This window comes from Rhodoferax ferrireducens T118, from assembly GCF_000013605.1.
In the GTDB taxonomy this organism is placed as follows: Bacteria; Pseudomonadota; Gammaproteobacteria; order Burkholderiales; family Burkholderiaceae_C; genus Rhodoferax; species Rhodoferax ferrireducens.
The window spans coordinates 855,272-872,832 of the sequence record NC_007908.1; the positions used below are offsets into that span (position 1 = coordinate 855,272).

Sequence of the window (17,561 nt, forward strand, 5' to 3'; positions counted from 1 at the left end):
TAGCGCGCGGCGAAGGGGTGAAGGGTGCCCCTACAACGCGCGCCCGGTGCAGGCGATCCTGGGCGGCTGGCACGATGCTGCCTGGCTGGCGTGGGCCGCCCAAAGAACGGCGACAATTGCGCCATGAACACTTCAACCAACTCCAGCGCTTTTGCGCCCCTGAAAAACGACACCTTCCTGCGCGCCTGCCTGCGCCAGGCCACTGACTACACGCCTATCTGGATGATGCGCCAGGCCGGGCGGTTTTTGCCGGAATACCGGGCTACGCGCGCCAAAGCGGGCAGCTTCATGGGTCTGGCCACCAACACCGACTACGCCACCGAAGTCACGCTGCAGCCGGTCGAGCGCTTTCCGATTGATGCTGCCATCTTGTTCAGCGACATCCTCACCGTGCCCGACGCCATGGGCTTGGGCCTGTCGTTTGCCTTGGGCGAAGGTCCCAAATTTGCCCATCCGGTACAGGACGAGGCAGCCGTTGCCAAGCTGGCCGTGCCCGACATGGACAAGCTGCGTTATGTGTTTGACGCCGTCACCTCGATTCGCAAGGCCCTCAACGGCAAAGTGCCGTTGATCGGTTTTTCAGGCAGCCCCTGGACGCTGGGCTGCTACATGGTGGAGGGTGCTGGCTCGGACGATTACCGCTTGGTCAAGACCATGCTCTACAGCCGCCCTGACCTGATGCACAGGATTTTGCAGATCAACGCCGACTCGGTGGCGCAGTACCTCAACGCGCAGATCGAAGCGGGCGCCCAGGCGGTGATGATTTTTGACAGCTGGGGCGGTGTGCTGGCCGACGGCGCGTTCCAGGAGTTCAGCCTGGCCTACACGGCCCGGGTGCTGGCGCAACTCAAGCGCGAACACAACGGGGCGCGTATTCCGCGCATCGTCTTTACCAAAGGCGGCGGCATGTGGCTGAAGGAAATGGGGCTACTTGACTGCGACGTGCTGGGCCTGGACTGGACCGTCAATCTGGCCAAAGCGCGTGCCATTGTGGGCGACAGCAAAGCCTTGCAAGGCAACATGGACCCCAACGTGCTGTTTGCCTCGCCGGCCCAAATCGCCGCCGAAGCGACCAGAGTGCTGGACAGTTTTGGCACGCCCTATGCCGGTGAAGGAACCGGTCCGACGCATATTTTCAACCTGGGACATGGCATCAGCCAGCACACACCGCCGGAGCATGTGGCGGCGCTGGTACAGGCGGTGCATGAGCACTCGCGCAAGATGCGGGCCTGAAGTCACTTTGAACGGCCGGTGCCAGGCCTTTTTTGTTACTTTGACCTGAACGCCTAGCACCTTTTGATCCGAATGGGGAATGTTGCGATTTAACTTATGCACAAAAATTTGTCTTTGTAAAGAGTTACTGCTCTGGTCACAAGCAATTTGCTATTAAACAAATAGCGATCACAAGTGATTGATTTATAACGATATTAATTTTTGCTAATTTTGTAAGCAAATTGATCAAAGCCTTGATTTGCAAGGGTTTGAGGGCAATCCAGGCAAACTATCAACAAAGTTATCCACAGAAATTCTGGATGATCATCAAATCGCTTATGAATCAAGGGTTTAAGCCAGCTTTCGCAAGTTCACATCAACAAAATGCCCAAAGTCGGGCTCTGGCATGACCCATCAGCTTGCAGTTCTGGTTCACACGCCAGTCCACAGTGCCGTCGCCGGGACGCTGAGCTATGTCAGTGAGTTGCCACTTACCGTCGGTAGCTTGGTGCGTGTGCCACTGGGTCAGCGTGAGCTCTTGGGCGTGGTGTGGGACGCGCCACTTGATTCCCCAGCGGCCAGCTTTGATCCGCAGAAACTGCGTCCCATCAGCAGTGCCCTGGACGGTATTGCGCCGCTGAGCGCCAGCTGGCGCCAGCTGGTGACCTTTGCGGCCCATTATTACCAGCGCTCCGTGGGCGAGGTGGCGCTGGCAGCCTTGCCGCCACAATTGCGCGACCTGAGCACCCAGCAGTGGGGCCGTCGCCTCAAACGTCACGCCAAGGCGGGGGCAGTGGGCGAGCCTGCCCTGGTTGATGCTTCTGAATTAGTAGCGCTTAGTCCAGAGCAGACGGGGGCTATAGCCCAATTTAATACAAATTCAGGGCCGTTTTTGTTGTTCGGCGCGACCGGCAGCGGCAAAACCGAAGTCTATTTGCAATGCGTCGAACAGTTGCTCGTGCGCGAGCCCGATGCCCAGGCGATGGTGATGGTGCCCGAGATCAACCTCACGCCGCAGTTGGAGGCGCGTTTCATGGCGCGGTTTGCTCCCATGTATGGTGACGGCGCCGTGGTGTCCATGCACAGCGGCATGACGCCGGCGCAGCGTTTGAAGAGCTGGCTCGCGGCCCACAGCGGAGCCGCCCGCATCGTGCTGGGCACACGCATGGCCATCTTTGCCTCGCTGCCCAAACTCAAGCTGATCATCGTGGACGAGGAGCACGACCCGAGTTACAAGAGCGGGGAGGGCGCCCGCTACTCGGCGCGTGATCTGGCGGTGTACCGGGGCCGGCTCGACGGCGCCAAGGTCATGCTGGGCTCGGCAACACCGTCGCTGGAGAGCTGGCACCACAGTCGTCCGGCGGCAGAGGGTGGGCGCTACCTGCGCCTGGTCATGCCCAGTCGCATCGGCAGCATCACCGCGCTGCCCACCGCGCAAGGCGACACAACACGGCTGGTGAACGATGCGGCCGCCGCCAGCGCTGGCCTGCCCGTGGTGCGCCGGGTGGACATGAATCACCAGCCCAAGCATTGCGTGTTTTCGCCACCTCTGCTGGCCGCCATCATGGAGCGCATCGCGCGCGGCGAACAAAGCATGGTGTTCTTGAACCGGCGCGGCTACGCCCCGGTGCTGCACTGCGCCGACTGCGACTGGAAAAGCGAATGCCCGCATTGCAGCGCCTACCGGGTCTTTCACAAAATCGACCGCACCCTGCGTTGCCACCACTGTGGCTATGCCGAGCGCGTGCCCCGTGCCTGTCCCGCCTGCGGCAACCCTGACATCGCGCCGATGGGCCGTGGCACCGAGCGGCTGGAAGAACACCTGGCCGAGCTGCTGTTGGAGGTGCGTCGCCCCAACTCGGTGTCAGATCAATGGCCCGAGGGCGAACCGGTGCGCATCGTGCGCATCGATGCCGACAGTACCAAACTGAAAGGCGAGCTCCAGGCGCAGCTGGCCCGGGTGCATTCGGGTGAGGTGGACGTGCTGGTCGGCACACAGATGATTGCCAAAGGGCACGACTTTCGCCGCATCACGCTGGTGGCCGCCATCAACCCCGATAACGCGCTGTTTTCGAGTGACTTCCGGGCGCCCGAGCGCCTGTTCAGCCTGCTGATGCAAGCCGCCGGCCGCGCCGGGCGCGACGCCGACATCAGCGGCCAAAGCGAGATGTGGGTGCAGACCTTTCACCCGCAACATCCGCTGTTTGAGGCCCTGAAACGCCACGACTACCCGGCCTTCGCCGCCGAGCAACTGAAAGAGCGCGAGCAGGCCGGTATGCCTCCGTTCAGTTTTCAGGCGCTGGTGCGGGCGGAGGCGCGCACGCAAGAGGTGGCGCAAGGTTTTTTGAGCGCGGCCAGTGCTGCCGCCACCCGGATGGCACAAGCGGACCAGTTGCTGGCGCACTTGACCCTGTACCCGGCGGTGCCCATGAGCATCCAGCGCGTGGCCAATGTGGAGCGGGCGCAAATGCTGATCGAGAGCCCGTCACGCGCGGCGCTGCAACGCTTTTTGGCGGCCTGGCAGGTGGTGTTGCACGCGACCCGTAAACAGCCCGAGGGGCGCGGCTTGCTGCGCTGGGCCATTGACGTGGATCCTTTGGCTATTTGAGCTGTAGCCAGCGTCCTATATGCTTAATTAGCTATGTTAATGATAGCACTAAAGAACTGCAAGCCCGCTCTTGCATCCTGATCGACACCCGGCTGAACGCTAGATATGGTCAGTCTTGTTGATTTTGCTGGGCGAGTAGGTGAGCACCTCACTCGACAGCGTGCCCGGTGTTGCGTTCCGGTTGGGTAATGAGGTGTCGAGCTGATTCTTGACCTGCTGCTGCACCTGGACCGCGCTGGCACTGGCCAGCCACAGCGACTTGATATGGTCCATCAATACTTTGGACATGGGCACCGGTGGCGGGTCTTCGACTTTTTCAGGCGCTGGCCGGTGAATGGTCCAGTCTTTTTCAGACGTGGCGGCTTCGGAGCCGCGCCGCGCCGGATCAGACACGCTGGTGTAAATCGCCTCACCGGTGCTGGGTTTGTTGGCCTGATTCACCAGGTTGACCACACTGGGCGTCGGTTCCGCCGGCGCGGTGGCCGCGTGGGCTGACGGGTTGACGGGCGCCACCGGTATGACTCTGGCCGCCGCCATGGACAACGCTTCAGCGCCAATGGGCCGAAGATTGGGGACTCGTTCAAGGGGCGGTAGTTGCATTTTTTGTGGGGCGGCAGATCAGGTCTGGGGCTTTCCTCCGTATTCGTAACTTCTTAACGGCAGATTTAGGGGGTTATTTAGGGTTATTTCTAAAAAATTTCATTTATTTTCAAATATTCTGACCATTTGAAGACGCAAACAGGCTGTGGCCTTGATCACATGGAGCCAGTCTGGCCAGGCGCACCCGGCAGGTTCCCCCATGGGTTGGCTGAAAACGCCTCAATGAAGCTTTCCACCTGGTGCGCTGGCAGTTGGTCAATGCCCGCCGCCCCGGCCCGTCCATCACCGCCGAAACTGCGACAAAACTCCGCTGCGCCGGCCGGGGCAGCCATGGGTGCGCGCACGCTGACGACGAAGTCACCCGAGGCCGTGGCCGTCAGCAAGGCATGGGCATGCTGAGGATGCGCTGCCGCGAGCACGTTGCTGAGGCTGCCTGACACCCGCCGGCTCCATGGGGCGTCCGGCAGAAGGTAGACGCTGACATGCGTGTCCTGAAAATAGGGCTGCATGGCTTGTGCCTGCCGCAAATCATTTTGCCGCCGGGCCTCAAGCTCCTGTCCAATGCGCTCACGTTCAAGAAAAAGCAAGGGGTCAGGGTAGCGAAGCAGTCGTTCATACAGATGCGCCGGTGTGATGTAAACATCTTGCTCGCTGTCGCCATAAGCGTTGTAGTTGATCGACTCGCCCAGGGACTGCAGACGCCTGCGGTCCTCAAAAGACAAGCCCAACGCCACGGCCAGATCTTCGGCCACGCCGGTCAGATTGTCCCCAAAAGCACCCACCACGGCCCAAGCCCGAAACTGGCCGCCGAGATGGCGGTCCACCAGCAGACTGGTGCAGATGTTGCTGGCAACATCAATATGCGCTTCCAGCAGCGGATGCACCGGAATCTCGTCCACCTTGTGATGGTCAAAGTAGCGCACCGATACGCCGGCTTCCAGCAAGCGTATCAGCGCTGGCCGGTTGCGCCGCATGGACAGGTCGCACACCAGCAGTTTGTCGCCGGGGCCGGCCTGGACACGCTCCAGCAGTTCAATGTCGCGTTTCAGCCCGGTGATCAATTGGGCCGCCTGCGGCTCGTGCCAGCGCCACTGCACCACGGAACACAGGCCGTCGGCGTCGCCATTGCATACGTCGATGTGCATCGCCCGGCGCCCCATTTGACTCACGCGCGCAGCACGCATTTCTCGTACAAGCCCAGCATGCGCCCGCTCGGGTCGTACCTGGCCTTGAGCGCCTGATAGTGCGACAGTCCGTAGGCCTGCGCAAACTCTTGCGGTGTGAAGTAGCTGTCCGAGTAGAGCGACTTGATGCCGCCCAGCCGCATCACTTCGCGCTCCACCAGCCGGTTGAAGTGGCCCGGCTCGCAGGCGTGTGCAGTTTCGACCACGTCCCAGAATCCGAAGTTCACATAAAGGCTGTCGGGTGCCAGGGGAAACAGGGTGAATCTTGCATTGGGAGCAGGCCCACGCACCGGGCAGATCCAGATCGGCAGGATGCCGATCTCGCGCAACAGAAAGGCGAGGAAATCGGGCGCAGCAGCCATCGGGATATCGACGTCCTGGACGACGGATTCGGTAAAGCGGCCGCGCCAGCGGGCCAGCCGGCGCGTCAGGCCCCAGCGGGCGTTCCAGCGCATGACGCGGGTATAGAAACGTGAATTGAGCCTGGCCCTGCCAAGCAGTCGCCGCACCAGCGGGTGCTGCGCGTACAGGTTCTTCGAGCACCAGAACCAGTCGGTGTCCCAGCGCCAGATATAGTCCTGCACCGTCAGGTAATCGACTGGCTTGTCCAGTAGTGAACGGTAGTAGATGTGCTCGAAGCGGTAGTCACTGAGCCAGGGTGCGGCATCAACGAAACAGGCCCGGTTAATCACCTGCTGCTGCGGCCCGAACACCACGCCATCGACAAAGTCAGCATGGCCCTGGCAGTGCGCGGCGAGGTTGATGAAAAACGCGCCCGGCGCGTTAAACTGCAAATGTTCTACCTTGACGTATGGCTTGACCGGCAAGGTGCGCAAGCGCAGGCGCAGCGCATAGCCCAGTGTGCCGTAGGAATTGGGAAAACCGAAGAACAGGTCGCGGTGCTCGTTGTCGGGCGTGCAGTGCAAGACCTCGCCGCCTGGCAGCAAGACGTCGAGTTCCAGCAGGGTGTCGTGGACCAGGCCGTGTTGATGCGCGGTGGCTTCGATGCCGACGCCGGCGGCCGCACCGCCCACGGTAATGGTCTTGAGCTGTGGCACCACCGCCGGCATGAGACCGCGGCGCAGGGTTTGCGCGACCAGTTCCTCATAGCTCGTCAGGCCTTCGACATCGACCCAGCCGCCTGCCGTGTCGATGTCGAGCACATGGCAGAAGGCGCTCAGGTCGAGCCGGCGTTTGGCGCCCTCGTGGCGGTCCCGAAACAGGTTGGAGCTGCGTTTTCCGAGACCGAGCGGCGCCCCGCTGCTCGCTTTGCCGGATTGCATGGTGGCAAGCAGTTCGGCCCGGCGCCGGGCATGGGCCAAGGCTTCAGGCGTCATACAAGTACGCCCGGCTCATCGGGAAGCTGGCCGGTGTGACGTTGCCCTTGCTGAAGACAATCTGGAACAAATGGGTGTAACCCCCTGGCGAGCGGAACATTTCGGCGCACCCTATCAGGTAGGTCCGCCAGACCCGGTAAAAGCGTTCATCAAAACGCTGCGGGTCAAGTGCCCGGATCGTTTCCCATTGCGCCTCAAAACGCCGGGCCCACTCGTCCAGTGTCAAGGCGTAGTGGCGGCGCAGGTTTTCAATGTCAAGCACCTCGAGCCCGCAGCGCTCCATCTCGACGACTACCTCGGACAAGCCGGGAATCCAGCCGCCGGGAAAGACGTGCTTGCGGATGAACAGGTCGGTCTCGCGCGGTCCGACGTGGCCAATGAAATGCAGCAGGCCCAGCCCGCCGGGCTTCAGGAAGTCGGCGTGTGCCTGGATCACCGCGGCCAACTGGTCACGCCCGGCATGTTCGAGCACGCCGATCGACACCACCTTGTCATACTGGGCATCGGCCGCGCGGAAGTCGGCCTCGCGCACCGAGAGCTTGTTATCCAGGCCGCGGCGCGTGATTTCGCTGCGCAACCAGTCAACTTGTTCGGTTGTGGTGTTGATCCCGGTGCCGATCGCGCCCAGCGTTTCCCATGCCCGGAACATGAAGCCGCCAAAGCCGCAGCCGATGTCGACAAAACGCTCGCCACGCGCGAGCCGGATCTTGCGGCAGACATGGTCGATCTTGCGCTGTTGCGCCTGCTCCAGTGTCTGCGTTCCCTCAAACCAGTAGCCGCAGGTGTACATCATCAGCGGCTCGTCGAGCCAGAGTCGATAAAACGCCTCTCCCAAGCCATAGTGAGCACGGGCATTGGCCTTGGCCTGCGCCGGGCTGTGGTTGGAATAGCGCAGCTCATGAAGGCCGTTCTCCATGGTGATCAAGGCCTTGCCGTGCAGATCCAGGCCACTGAGCAGGCCGGCCGCCAGCGCCGCGCCGAAATCGCCTTCGACGTCGACGCTCTGGTCGAAATAGGACTCCAGCAGACCGATTTGCCCGCGTGTGAAGGCCTGCAGCAAGGCGGCGTCGGAGCGGAACAGCATCGTGAACGCCGGCTCGCCCGGGCCGGCGCGGTAGTGGCTGCCATCGGGCAGCCCGATCGCAAACGACATCCCGGTCCGGGTCTGCATCGCGTCGACGATGTTCTGCATGGAAAAGAGCACGCGGGTTCTCCGGTTGGTTGCGCAGGCCCTGATGCCAGCGAACTAGATTTAAGCTGTTTGCTGGCAGCGAGACTTGCGCATAATCAAATCGGCCTGTATCCGCCTGTCCACCTCTTCGGCCAGTTGCCTGAGCGGCGGCGCCAGGGTCACGCAGTAAGGTGCTGTGGCCGGTGCCAATGCACGCAAAGGGACAGGAAGTCTGGCCAATTCGGCGTGGGCGTGTTCGCGCACCGCATTAAGCACGGGCATGTTCGCCAACCGCCGTCCTTGCCGCATCACCGGCACCAGCAGCGGCTCGCCCGGCGCGACATCGTCAGTCGTGGTCAGCACGTCGCCCGTCATGAGGCCGTCAGCGCCGTAGCTGCGGTACACCTGCTTGCGCCCGGGCCAGGTGGCTTTGCCCTCAGACTGCTTGCGCCGGGCCAGCCCGGCGTATTCCTGCAGCTTGTAGGCGCAGTCCAGATAAGGTTGGTCGGCCGAGGTGTTCATGCGGGTGCCCACGCCAAAGCCGTTGATCGGCGCGCCGGCTGCGACGAGTTCGGCCAGCCTGTGTTCATCCAGGTTGCCGCTGGCAAAAATGCTGATGCCGGGCAGACCACCTTCGTCCAGAATGCGCCGCACCTGGCGCGCGTGCGCCGCCAGGTCACCGCTGTCCAGCCGAACCGCTTGAATGGTGATGCCCTCACCCGCCAGCTTTTTGGCCAAAGGCACCAGGCGCCGTGCGGCCGCCTCGGTGTCAAAGGTGTTGATCAGCAAGGTGCACGCCTTTGGGTACGAGCGGGCGAAATGCTCGAATGCATCAACTTCCCCGTCATGGACCTGGATGAATGAGTGAGCCATGGTGCCGTAAAGGGGAATGCCCCAGTTCATGCCTGCCAGCACGGTGGATGTGCCGTCAAAGCCGGCCAGGTAGCTGGCGCGGGCTGACAGCAAGCCCGCCTCGGCCCCGTGCGCACGACGCAGGCCAAAGTCCACCAGCAATTTGTCCGCTGCGGCCAGGCGCACACGCGCTGCCTTCGAGGCCACCATCGTCTGAAACTGCAGCAGGTTGATGATCCGGGTCTCAACCAATTGAGCCTGGGGCAGTGGTGCGACCACGCGCAAAATAGGCTCGTCAGCAAAGAATACAGTGCCCTCGGGCATCGCCTGCACCTCGCCCGTGAAGCGCAGGTCGCGCAGCGAATCGACAAAGCGGCGGTGGAAGCGCCCGCACCCGGTTAGCCAATCCAGCTCCGCGGGGGTGAAGCGCAGGTCTTCCAGAAAATCGAGTACCTGTTCCAGCCCCGCCGCCATCAGGAAGTTGCGCCCGGACGGCAGCTTGCGCACGAAGAACTCGAACACCGCTGTGTCGGCCATGCCCTGGTCGAAGTAGGCCTGCAGCATCGTCAACTGATAGAGATCGGTGAGCAGGAGACTGGTGCGCTCCGTCATGGTGATACCACCCTGATTTGTTTCAAGGTCACGGCCATGGCGCCTCTTTCCAGCATTTGGCCCATAGCACGCGCGCCGTCACCCGGATGCACATCCACCGCGCGGACCGCGTCTTGCAGCAAGACCGTTTGATAGCCCAGTTTCAAGGCGTCACCCACCGTATTGAGCACGCAATAGTCAGTCGCCAGACCGCCAATGAAGAGACGCCTGACCCCGGCTTCGCGCAATAAACGGTCGAGTTCGGTGCCTTCGAATCCTGAATAGGCATCACGGCTGCGGTCTGTGGCCTTGGAAATCACGATGACATCAGCCGGCAGCTTGAGCCCCGGCGCAAGGTTGGCCCCCGTGCTGCCTGCCACGCAATGCGGCGGCCACGGCCCGCCTTGCGGCAGGAAGGAGCAATGCTTGCTCGGGTGCCAGTCGCGCGTGGCCAGCACTGGTAGCCTGGCCTGCTGGAATGCGGCCAGATAGCCATTGAGCACAGCGATCACCTCATCACCCCGGGGCACCGCCAGACTGCCGCCGGGGAGGAAATCTGATTGAACGTCAACGATCAGCAGTGCATCGCCGGTTTGCAGTGAAATGGGGTGCGTATGACTCGACATGATGCCCCCAATTCAAAGTAATACGATCCACTTTGTAGCGTCACCACTACCCTGTGAAAAGGATATTCGACGCACGGGAACGGGGTATTGAGAATTGTCAGCGCAGAGCACCGTCACTGGCCCACGCCGCGAGCCATGGTGGCAGCCAATAAGGAGCGCAACTGACCCAGCGTCCGGGTGTTGAGCACATCGCCGGTTTCCAGCCAGCCGCGTCTTGCCTGGCTGACCCCGAAGCGCAAACTGTCAAATTGCAGGCGACTGTGCGCATCCGAGTTGATGCTGACGAGCACGCCCTCACTCTTGGCTATCCGGCAGGCGGCATCGCTCAGGTCGAGCCGGGCCGGATGCGCATTGAGTTCCAGAAAGCAGCCACGTTCGCGCGCCTTGCGGACCACGCGCGGCAGGTCGATGTCACAGGGTGGCCGCTCATTGATCAGTCGCCCCGTGGGATGCGCCAGAATGCTGAAACAGCGGTGGTCCATGGCCCGCAGCAGCCGGTCAGTCTGCTTGTCGCGGGACAAATCGAAGCCACTGTGCACAGCGCCCACCACGAGGTCAAGGCGACCCAGAATCGCATCAGGCAGGTCGAGCGAGCCATCTTCCAGGATGTCGACTTCCACGCCCTTGAGCAGGACGAAGTCACGCAGACTGGCATTGATTTCATCGATGCGGTCGATCTGCCGCGAGAGCCCGTCCGCGTCCAGGCCGTGCACCAAGGCCAGACGCTTCGAATGGTCCGTGATCGCCAGGTAATGCAGACGGTGCGCGCGGGCGGCCTCGGCCATGGCTTCAATAGGGTCGTGACCGTCGCTGTCTTTGGTGTGGGCATGCAAGTCGCCACGCAGATCGGTCAGTTGCAGCAAGCGGGGCAGGGCGCCGCTACGTGCCGCTTCGATCTCGCCACGGTCCTCGCGCAGTTCCGGTTCGATAAAAGGGAGACCCAACGCTTTGTACACCGCAGTTTCGGTGTCGCCTGCAATGCGCTGCTTGCCGCGATACAGGCCGTATTCGTTGAGTTTGAGGTCTTTGTCCTGTGCCAGTTTGCGAAGCGCGATGTTGTGTGCCTTCGACCCCGTGAAGTAAAGCCACGCCGCACCGAAACTCGCCGGGGCCACGGCGCGCAAATCGACCTGCAGGCCACTCTTGAGCACGACGCTGCTGCGCGTCACGCCTTGCTCCAATACGCGTTGTATATCTTCACTCGCTGTCAGCCGATCCATGACAGTGCCAGGGTTCTCGGCCGTCACGAGCAAGTCGAGGTCACCTACCGTCTCGCGCCCCCGGCGCAGGCTGCCGGCCGCAACCGCCCTGTGCACGCCTGGCGTGGCGTGCAGATCGGCCAGCAGCGCCTGCGCCACCGGCTCCATATCGGCCCACTTGTAGCGGCGCTCTTGCTGCAGCAGGCGGCCGGTGGCCTCCAGAATTTGCCGCTCACTCTTGGCGCCAAAACCATGGACCGACTGGACGCGCCCTTGCTCGGCCGCCTGGCGTAACTGTGCCAGTGTCTCAATACCGAGCTCCCGGTGCAGCGTGCGCACGCGCTTCGGGCCCAGCCCTGGAATTTTCAGCAACTCGGTAATGACCGGCGGCAGTTCTTTGCGCAGTCGCTGCAGCAGCGCGCAGCTGCCGGTGGTGACAACTTCGACAATCTTGCCTGCAAGGTCAGGCCCAATGCCGGGCAGGGCGTCAAGTTCTTCCGGGCGGTCGACCATGGTTCTGACACTGCGGCCCAACTCGCCCAGCATGCGCGCGGCATTGCGGTAGGCGCGGACGCGAAATGGATTGGCGCCCTCGATTTCCAGGAGATCGGCGATTTCCGAGAAAACAGCAACTACGTCGGCATTGGTAATGGGCATGGCGCTTACCCGTCAACGTTCCAATTGGGTCCCCAACGCACGCAATTTTTCATACAAGTCGCGCTCCGGGGTGCTCAGCTGCTGTGGCACTTGCACCTTGATGCGCAAGAACATGTCGCCACGCGGGCCCTCGCCGAAGGCGGGCAGGCCTTGTTGTTTCAGGCGCAGCACCGCGTCGGGCTGGGTGCCGGGCGGCACCACCACGCTGACAGAACCCGTCAGCGTTGGCGCCGTCAGGCTCGTACCCAGAACGGCGTCTGTCACGGAGATGGTTGTCTGGCGCAGCAGGTCGGTGCCCACGCGCTCGAAACGTGGATCGGGTTGAGTCCGCACGACCGCGAACAAATCACCGGCGACACCGCCGGTATCGGGGCTTGGCATGCCTTTGCCGGGAATCCGCAGGGCCAGACCTTCTTCGGCACCGATGGGAATCTTCACTGTCAAAGACTCTTCTTGCTCAATTTCGCCCCGCCCGTCGCATTGGGGGCACGGATGCACATGGGTGAAACCCTGGCCCGCGCAGGCGTTGCAAGTTGTGATTTGCTGGATGAGAACATGCTCCTTGTCGTCGCGCCGACTATGGGTAATGCGCCCGCTGCCGTGGCAAGCCTCGCATTTGGGCGGCGTAGCCCCGCCGGACTCGCCCGTGCCATGGCAGGCCGGGCAAGTGACCGGGCGTTTGAGACGCACTTGCGCCTCGCCGCCGCTCACAATCCGCTCCAGCGGCACAGTGACTTCTACTTCGATGTCGGCACCGCGCGCGGGCCCGGAAGGGCGGCGACGAAAGAAGCTCTCAAAGGGACTGCCCCCGCCGAAACCAAAATTCAAGCCGCCAAAAATGTCTTCAAAATCAATGCCGCCAACCAGGTCCTCCCGGCTGAAGCCGGCCACGCCGGCAAAGCCGCGGGCATCGTAGTCGGCGCGCTTCGTCGGGTCCGACAGAATGGCATAGGCCTCGGCAATTTCCTTGAACCGTTCCTCGGCACCGGCTTCCTTGTTGCGGTCCGGGTGGTATTTCAAGGCGAGGTCGCGAAAAGCATCCTTGATTGCCTTCGCGTCTGCGTCTCGCGCAACACCCAGCACCTCGTAATAGTCACGTTGCGCAGCCACGGCAGTTCAATGGCTCCGGTCCATTTTTTTCTCTTCCGACGGGTGGGCAAACGCTTTGCGCAAGGCGCTGAGTCCAGCCACCCGCGCCGCGACCCGGCGATTGATGCTCTCCATCGGGTATTGACCGTCTGCCCCCGCCTCTCCCGCCGGCACGCCGGTAAGAATCGTCATCGCCTGATCCACATGGTCAACCGCGTAGATGTGGAACTGCCCATTCTCTGCTGCCGCGACCACATCGCGGCGCAGCATCAAGTGCTTGACGTTGGTGCCGGGTATCAACACCCCCTGCTCACCGGTCAATCCGCGCGCCGCGCAAATGTCAAAAAAACCCTCGATTTTTTCGTTGACGGCCCCAATCGCCTGCACCTGGCCTAACTGATTGACCGAACCCGTCACCGCCAGGGATTGCCGCACCGCCGCGTTGGCCAGGTTGGACAGCAGCACACACAGTTCGGCCAAGGATGCGCTGTCGCCCTCGACCTGGCCATAGGACTGCTCAAACACCAGGCTGGCAGTCAAAGACAAAGGCTGGTTGCGCGCGTAGCGGGCGGCCAGAAATGAGGAAAGAATCAGCACCCCCTTGGAGTGGATGGCGCCGGAGAGCTTGACTTCGCGCTCAATGTTGATCATTTCCCCCTGACCCAGGCGAGTGGTGGCGGTAATGCGGGTCGGCTGGGCAAAGGCAAAGTCCCCCAGTTCGAGCACCGACAGGCCGTTGATCTGGCCCACTACTGCCCCTTGCGTGTCGATCAATAAGGTGTCGCGCAGAATCGCGTCCTGCAACTGGGTGCGCAGCCGGTCTTGCCGACGAATTTGAGCGTCAATGGCTTGCTGCACGTTGCTTGCCGTTGCCACCGCCAGACCCGCCTCGCGCGCCCAGAAATCGGCCTCCTGCAGCAAATCCGCAATGCTTCGCATATGGGTAGACAGGCGCTGCGCATCGCCGACCAGTCGCGCACTGTGCTCAATCACCCGCGCGACGGCGCCGCTGTCGAGTGGTAACAATTTTTCTTTCGCGCAGAGCGTGGCGATCAAACGGGCATAGAGCAGATGGGTCTCGGCACTGCGCTCGATGCGGTCCTCGAAGTCGGCCGCCACCTTGAACAGTTCAGAAAAGTCGGGGTCGTATTGCTGCAGCAGGTAATAAAACAGGCGATCGCCAAACAGCACAATCTTGACATCCAGCGGCATCGGCTCCGGCTCCAGCGAGACGGTGCTCACCAGGCTGTACATCTGCCCGAGCGATTCGATGCGGATCTCGCGCGCCTGCAGGGCGCGCTTCAGGGCGTCCCACGCAAACGGTTGCAGCAGCACTTTGCGCACGTCGAGCAGCAGGTAGCCGCCATTGGCGCGGTGCAGCGCACCCGGTTTGATCAGGGTGAAGTCGGTCACCAGCGCGCCCAGTTGGGCAATGTGCTCGACCCGACCGATCAAGTTGCTGTAGGTCGGGTTGTCCTCGCTCACGATCGGGGCGCCGCCGTGCTCACCGTTGCTGACCAGCACATTCACCTGGTAGCGATGAAAGGTTTTGCGGGTGACCACCATCAAGCCAGAGAGATTGGCCGATTCCTCCTCATTGCGAAAGTCGTCGGCGTTCTCAATCATGTCCTGCTGCACGAGGTCGAGGTAGGTCCGGATTTCAGGCAGATCGGAGAATCGGGTGCGCTGTTCGTCCATCACATGCGTGACGACGGCGCGCGTGGTCTGGCGGTTAAGCTGCTTGATCTGTTCGCCGCGCTCTTTCATCCACTGGGGCACGTGGCTCAATATTTTTTCAAGTCGTTCCTGCAGCTCGGCGATCACTTGCCTGATCCGGTCTTTTTCTTCCTGTGGCAGTTTTTCGTACTCGTCGGGCGTGATCACTTCCTGGTTTTGGGTGGGGGCAAACGCAAACCCGCCAGGCGTGCGCAGCAGCACGATCTGCTGCTTGACAGCGTCCTCACCCAGTTCCTTGAAAGCACTCTCTTGCCGTTTGGTGAATTCATCCTGGATGGCCCCCGCCTTGGCCCGGTATTCCTCACTCTCAAACAAGGCAGGAATGGCCGAGCGCAAGTAGTCAACCAATTGCGCCATCTGCTGCTGCAATTCCAGGCCCTTGCCCGATGGCAGCCGGATGGCCCGGGGCTTGTGCGGCTGCGCGAAGTTGTTGAGGTAGCACCAGTCGGACGACTTGGGCTCGGCCTCTGCCTTTTTGGCCAGAAACTGGCCCACCATGCTGCGTTTGCCCACGCCAGCGGGCCCCAGGACAAAGATGTTGTAGCCCTCACGCCGGATGCCCGCGCCGAAGCGCACGGCCTCTGTGGCGCGGGTCTGGCCAATCAATTCGCTTAAGGCCTCCAGTTCCGCGGTGGTTTGGAACCCAAATTGCGCCGGATCACACGCGTGATGCAACTGGCGGGTTTCAAGCGCAAGTGGGGGCAGAAGTTCCGTGGGCTTTATCATTTTTGTTTATTTTCCCGGTACTCGGCATCCATGACCTTGCCCCGGGGCCCATCGCCGCTGGGGTTGGCTTGCGGGCCTGCGGCTCCTACATGGGGCTGCGGCGTGGGGCCTTGCCAGCGAGTTTCGGCATAAGGCCCCCCTTTTTCGGCTTGCCCAGATTGGGTGTAGAGCGTGGCGCCGGCTTCTTTCAGCACCTTTTTCAGGGCTTCAGCACGGTCCGTGGCCTGCGCAACATCCTTCTTGAGCAGCGCGTCTTTGGTCTCTCGCAAGGCGGCTTCGAGCCGCTTCTTCAACTCGTCGGTGAGTTTGTCAGCGAAGTTGGCCAGCAGTTTCTCGGCTTCATAACAGGTGCCATCTGCGGCATTGAGCTTTTCCGCATCGTCGCGGCGTTTTTTGTCAGCGTCGGCATAACGTTCGGCATCTTCCACCATGCGCTTCTTCTCACTCTCAGGCAGGCGGGTGGAAGATGTGATGCTGATGGACTGGGACTTGCCGCTGGCCGTATCGCGCGCTGCAACGCTGAGAATGCCGTTGGAGTCGATGTCGAAGGTCACCTCGATTTTGGGCACACCGCGCGGCGCCGGCGGCAATCCATCCAGCGTGAACTCACCCAGGCCGGTGTTGTCAGAGGCCATGGGCCGCTCGCCCTGAAAGACATGAATGGTCACGTTGGTCTGCATGTCGGCCGCCGTGGTGAACAGCTCGGTGCGTTTGACCGGGATGGGCGTATTGCGCGCAATCAGCGAGGTGGCGATGCCGCCCAGGGTTTCGACGCCGAGTGTCAACGGCGTCACGTCCACCAGCACAATGCCGCCGACCTCTCCGGCCAGCACGCCGGCCTGTATGGCGGCACCGGCAGCCACGCATTCCATCGGGTCAACACCCATCTCGGCCTTGTGACCAAACATCTCCTCGAAGAAAGCGCGTACCGCCGGCATTCGGGTGGGGCCGCCGACGAACACTACGCGGTCCACCTGCTTGGGGGTAACGCCCGCGTCATGCAGGGCCTGCTCAACCGGGGCGCGGCAGCGCTCAATGACCGGACGCACCAGGCGTTCGAGTTCGGTGCGGTTGAGATCGAGCTCCAAGTGACGCGGCTCACCCTGCACCGCGGCCAGGTAGGGCAGGCTGACATGGGTGCTGACGCTGGCGGTCAGGTCGATTTTTGCCGCTTCGGCTGCCTCCATCAGGCGCGCCGCGGCCTTGGGGTCAGTGCGCACGTCCACACCGGTGGCCATCTGGAAGCGCTCGGCCAGATGCGCGTAAATGCACTGATTCATGTCGGTGCCACCGAGCTGGGTGTCACCGCTGGTCGCCTTGACTTCGAACACCCCTTTGCCAAACTCCATGATGGTGACATCGAGCGTGCCGCCACCCAGGTCAATCACCGCAATGCGCAACTCTTCGCTCAGGCGGTCCAGACCATAGGCCAGTGACGCCGCCGTGGGTTCGTTCACCAGACGAATCACTTCGAGGCCGGCAATGCGACAGGCATCTTTAGTGGCTGAACGCTGGTTGTCATCAAAGTAGGCGGGCACGGTGACCACGGCTTGGTGTACCGGCTCGCCCAGAAAGGCCTCGGCATCACGCTTGATTTTCTGCAGCAAGAAGGCGGAGAGCTGTTCGGGGGAGTAGTCGCGCGCCCGCAGCACAATGGTTTCGCGCTTGCCCATCCTGCGCTTGAAGGCCGTGACTGTGCCTTCCGGGTTGGCCGTCGCCTGGCGCCGGGCCGGCTCGCCGACCAACATCTGGCCATCCGCCGTCAGGGCCACATAGCTGGGAAAGGCCTTGCCGCCGATGCTCAAGCCCTCGGCGCTGGGGATGATGACCGGTCGACCGCCGCGCAGCACGGCAGCGGCCGAATTGGATGTCCCGAGGTCAATACCAATGATTGTCATGCTTGCTCCTTGCCCATCTATCTCAACTCATCACGCAGGGTATGCCGCGCTAAAGACTTGTGCCAACGCCATAA

The 17,561-nt window shown here is 62.1% G+C and carries 12 protein-coding genes; 2 read left to right on the forward strand and 10 right to left on the reverse strand.

Annotated elements, in window-relative coordinates; all coding sequences use genetic code 11:
* Positions 1 to 123: 123 nt before the first annotated feature.
* Both hemE and priA read left to right on the forward strand, forming a co-directional pair.
* Positions 124 to 1,233, forward strand: a complete 1,110-nt coding sequence (gene hemE, locus RFER_RS04100) for a uroporphyrinogen decarboxylase (RefSeq protein WP_011463144.1) — start codon at positions 124 to 126, stop codon at positions 1,231 to 1,233.
* 385 nt (positions 1,234 to 1,618) lie between these two features.
* A complete protein-coding gene (priA, locus tag RFER_RS04105) occupies positions 1,619 to 3,820 on the forward strand; it encodes a replication restart helicase PriA (protein WP_011463145.1) in 2,202 nt (733 codons plus the stop codon).
* A gap of 99 nt (positions 3,821 to 3,919) precedes the next feature.
* Here the strand turns inward: priA and RFER_RS22880 are convergent, their stop codons facing one another.
* The 10 genes from RFER_RS22880 to dnaK form a co-directional block, all read right to left on the reverse strand.
* Entirely contained in the window at positions 3,920 to 4,420 is a 501-nt protein-coding gene (locus RFER_RS22880) for a hypothetical protein (RefSeq protein ID WP_011463146.1), read from the reverse strand.
* Between the two features lie 155 nt (positions 4,421 to 4,575).
* Positions 4,576 to 5,565: a hypothetical protein gene (locus RFER_RS04115; protein ID WP_011463147.1), complete on the reverse strand. Its 990-nt coding sequence runs from the start codon at positions 5,563 to 5,565 to the stop codon at positions 4,576 to 4,578.
* Positions 5,566 to 5,585: 20 nt separating this feature from the next.
* Positions 5,586 to 6,941, reverse strand: a complete 1,356-nt coding sequence (locus RFER_RS04120) for an FAD-binding protein (protein ID WP_011463148.1) — start codon at positions 6,939 to 6,941, stop codon at positions 5,586 to 5,588.
* Positions 6,931 to 8,145, reverse strand: a complete 1,215-nt coding sequence (locus tag RFER_RS04125; protein WP_011463149.1) for an SAM-dependent methyltransferase — start codon at positions 8,143 to 8,145, stop codon at positions 6,931 to 6,933. Before RFER_RS04125 ends, RFER_RS04120 begins: the two co-directional genes overlap by 11 nt.
* A 48-nt stretch (positions 8,146 to 8,193) precedes the next feature.
* Positions 8,194 to 9,576: a nicotinate phosphoribosyltransferase gene (locus RFER_RS04130; RefSeq protein ID WP_011463150.1), complete on the reverse strand. Its 1,383-nt coding sequence runs from the start codon at positions 9,574 to 9,576 to the stop codon at positions 8,194 to 8,196.
* On the reverse strand, positions 9,573 to 10,181 hold the full coding sequence (locus RFER_RS04135; RefSeq protein ID WP_011463151.1) for a nicotinamidase: 609 nt from the start codon (positions 10,179 to 10,181) through the stop codon (positions 9,573 to 9,575). Before RFER_RS04135 ends, RFER_RS04130 begins: the two co-directional genes overlap by 4 nt.
* A 113-nt stretch (positions 10,182 to 10,294) precedes the next feature.
* Positions 10,295 to 12,037 (reverse strand): DNA polymerase/3'-5' exonuclease PolX, encoded by a 1,743-nt coding sequence (gene polX, locus RFER_RS04140; protein WP_011463152.1) that lies wholly within the window; start codon positions 12,035 to 12,037, stop codon positions 10,295 to 10,297.
* Positions 12,038 to 12,049: 12 nt separating this feature from the next.
* Complete coding sequence (locus RFER_RS24825; protein WP_011463153.1) at positions 12,050 to 13,147, reverse strand: DnaJ C-terminal domain-containing protein; 1,098 nt, start codon at positions 13,145 to 13,147, stop codon at positions 12,050 to 12,052.
* Positions 13,148 to 13,153: 6 nt separating this feature from the next.
* Entirely contained in the window at positions 13,154 to 15,589 is a 2,436-nt protein-coding gene (locus tag RFER_RS04150; protein ID WP_011463154.1) for a Lon protease family protein, read from the reverse strand.
* A complete protein-coding gene (gene dnaK, locus RFER_RS04155) occupies positions 15,586 to 17,487 on the reverse strand; it encodes a molecular chaperone DnaK (RefSeq protein WP_011463155.1) in 1,902 nt (633 codons plus the stop codon). The genes RFER_RS04150 and dnaK overlap by 4 nt, the downstream gene beginning before the upstream one ends.
* Positions 17,488 to 17,561 lie beyond the last annotated feature (74 nt).

Coding starts and splice junctions, on each gene's coding strand:
- RFER_RS04150 (WP_011463154.1), bottom strand. CDS start 15,589: ATGATAAAGCCCACGGAACTTCTGCCCCCACTTGCGCTTGAAACCCGC.
- RFER_RS22880 (WP_011463146.1), bottom strand. CDS start 4,420: ATGCAACTACCGCCCCTTGAACGAGTCCCCAATCTTCGGCCCATTGGC.
- hemE (WP_011463144.1), top strand. CDS start 124: ATGAACACTTCAACCAACTCCAGCGCTTTTGCGCCCCTGAAAAACGAC.
- polX (WP_011463152.1), bottom strand. CDS start 12,037: ATGCCCATTACCAATGCCGACGTAGTTGCTGTTTTCTCGGAAATCGCC.
- dnaK (WP_011463155.1), bottom strand. CDS start 17,487: ATGACAATCATTGGTATTGACCTCGGGACATCCAATTCGGCCGCTGCC.
- RFER_RS04130 (WP_011463150.1), bottom strand. CDS start 9,576: ATGACGGAGCGCACCAGTCTCCTGCTCACCGATCTCTATCAGTTGACG.
- RFER_RS04135 (WP_011463151.1), bottom strand. CDS start 10,181: ATGTCGAGTCATACGCACCCCATTTCACTGCAAACCGGCGATGCACTG.
- priA (WP_011463145.1), top strand. CDS start 1,619: ATGACCCATCAGCTTGCAGTTCTGGTTCACACGCCAGTCCACAGTGCC.
- RFER_RS04115 (WP_011463147.1), bottom strand. CDS start 5,565: ATGCACATCGACGTATGCAATGGCGACGCCGACGGCCTGTGTTCCGTG.
- RFER_RS04120 (WP_011463148.1), bottom strand. CDS start 6,941: ATGACGCCTGAAGCCTTGGCCCATGCCCGGCGCCGGGCCGAACTGCTT.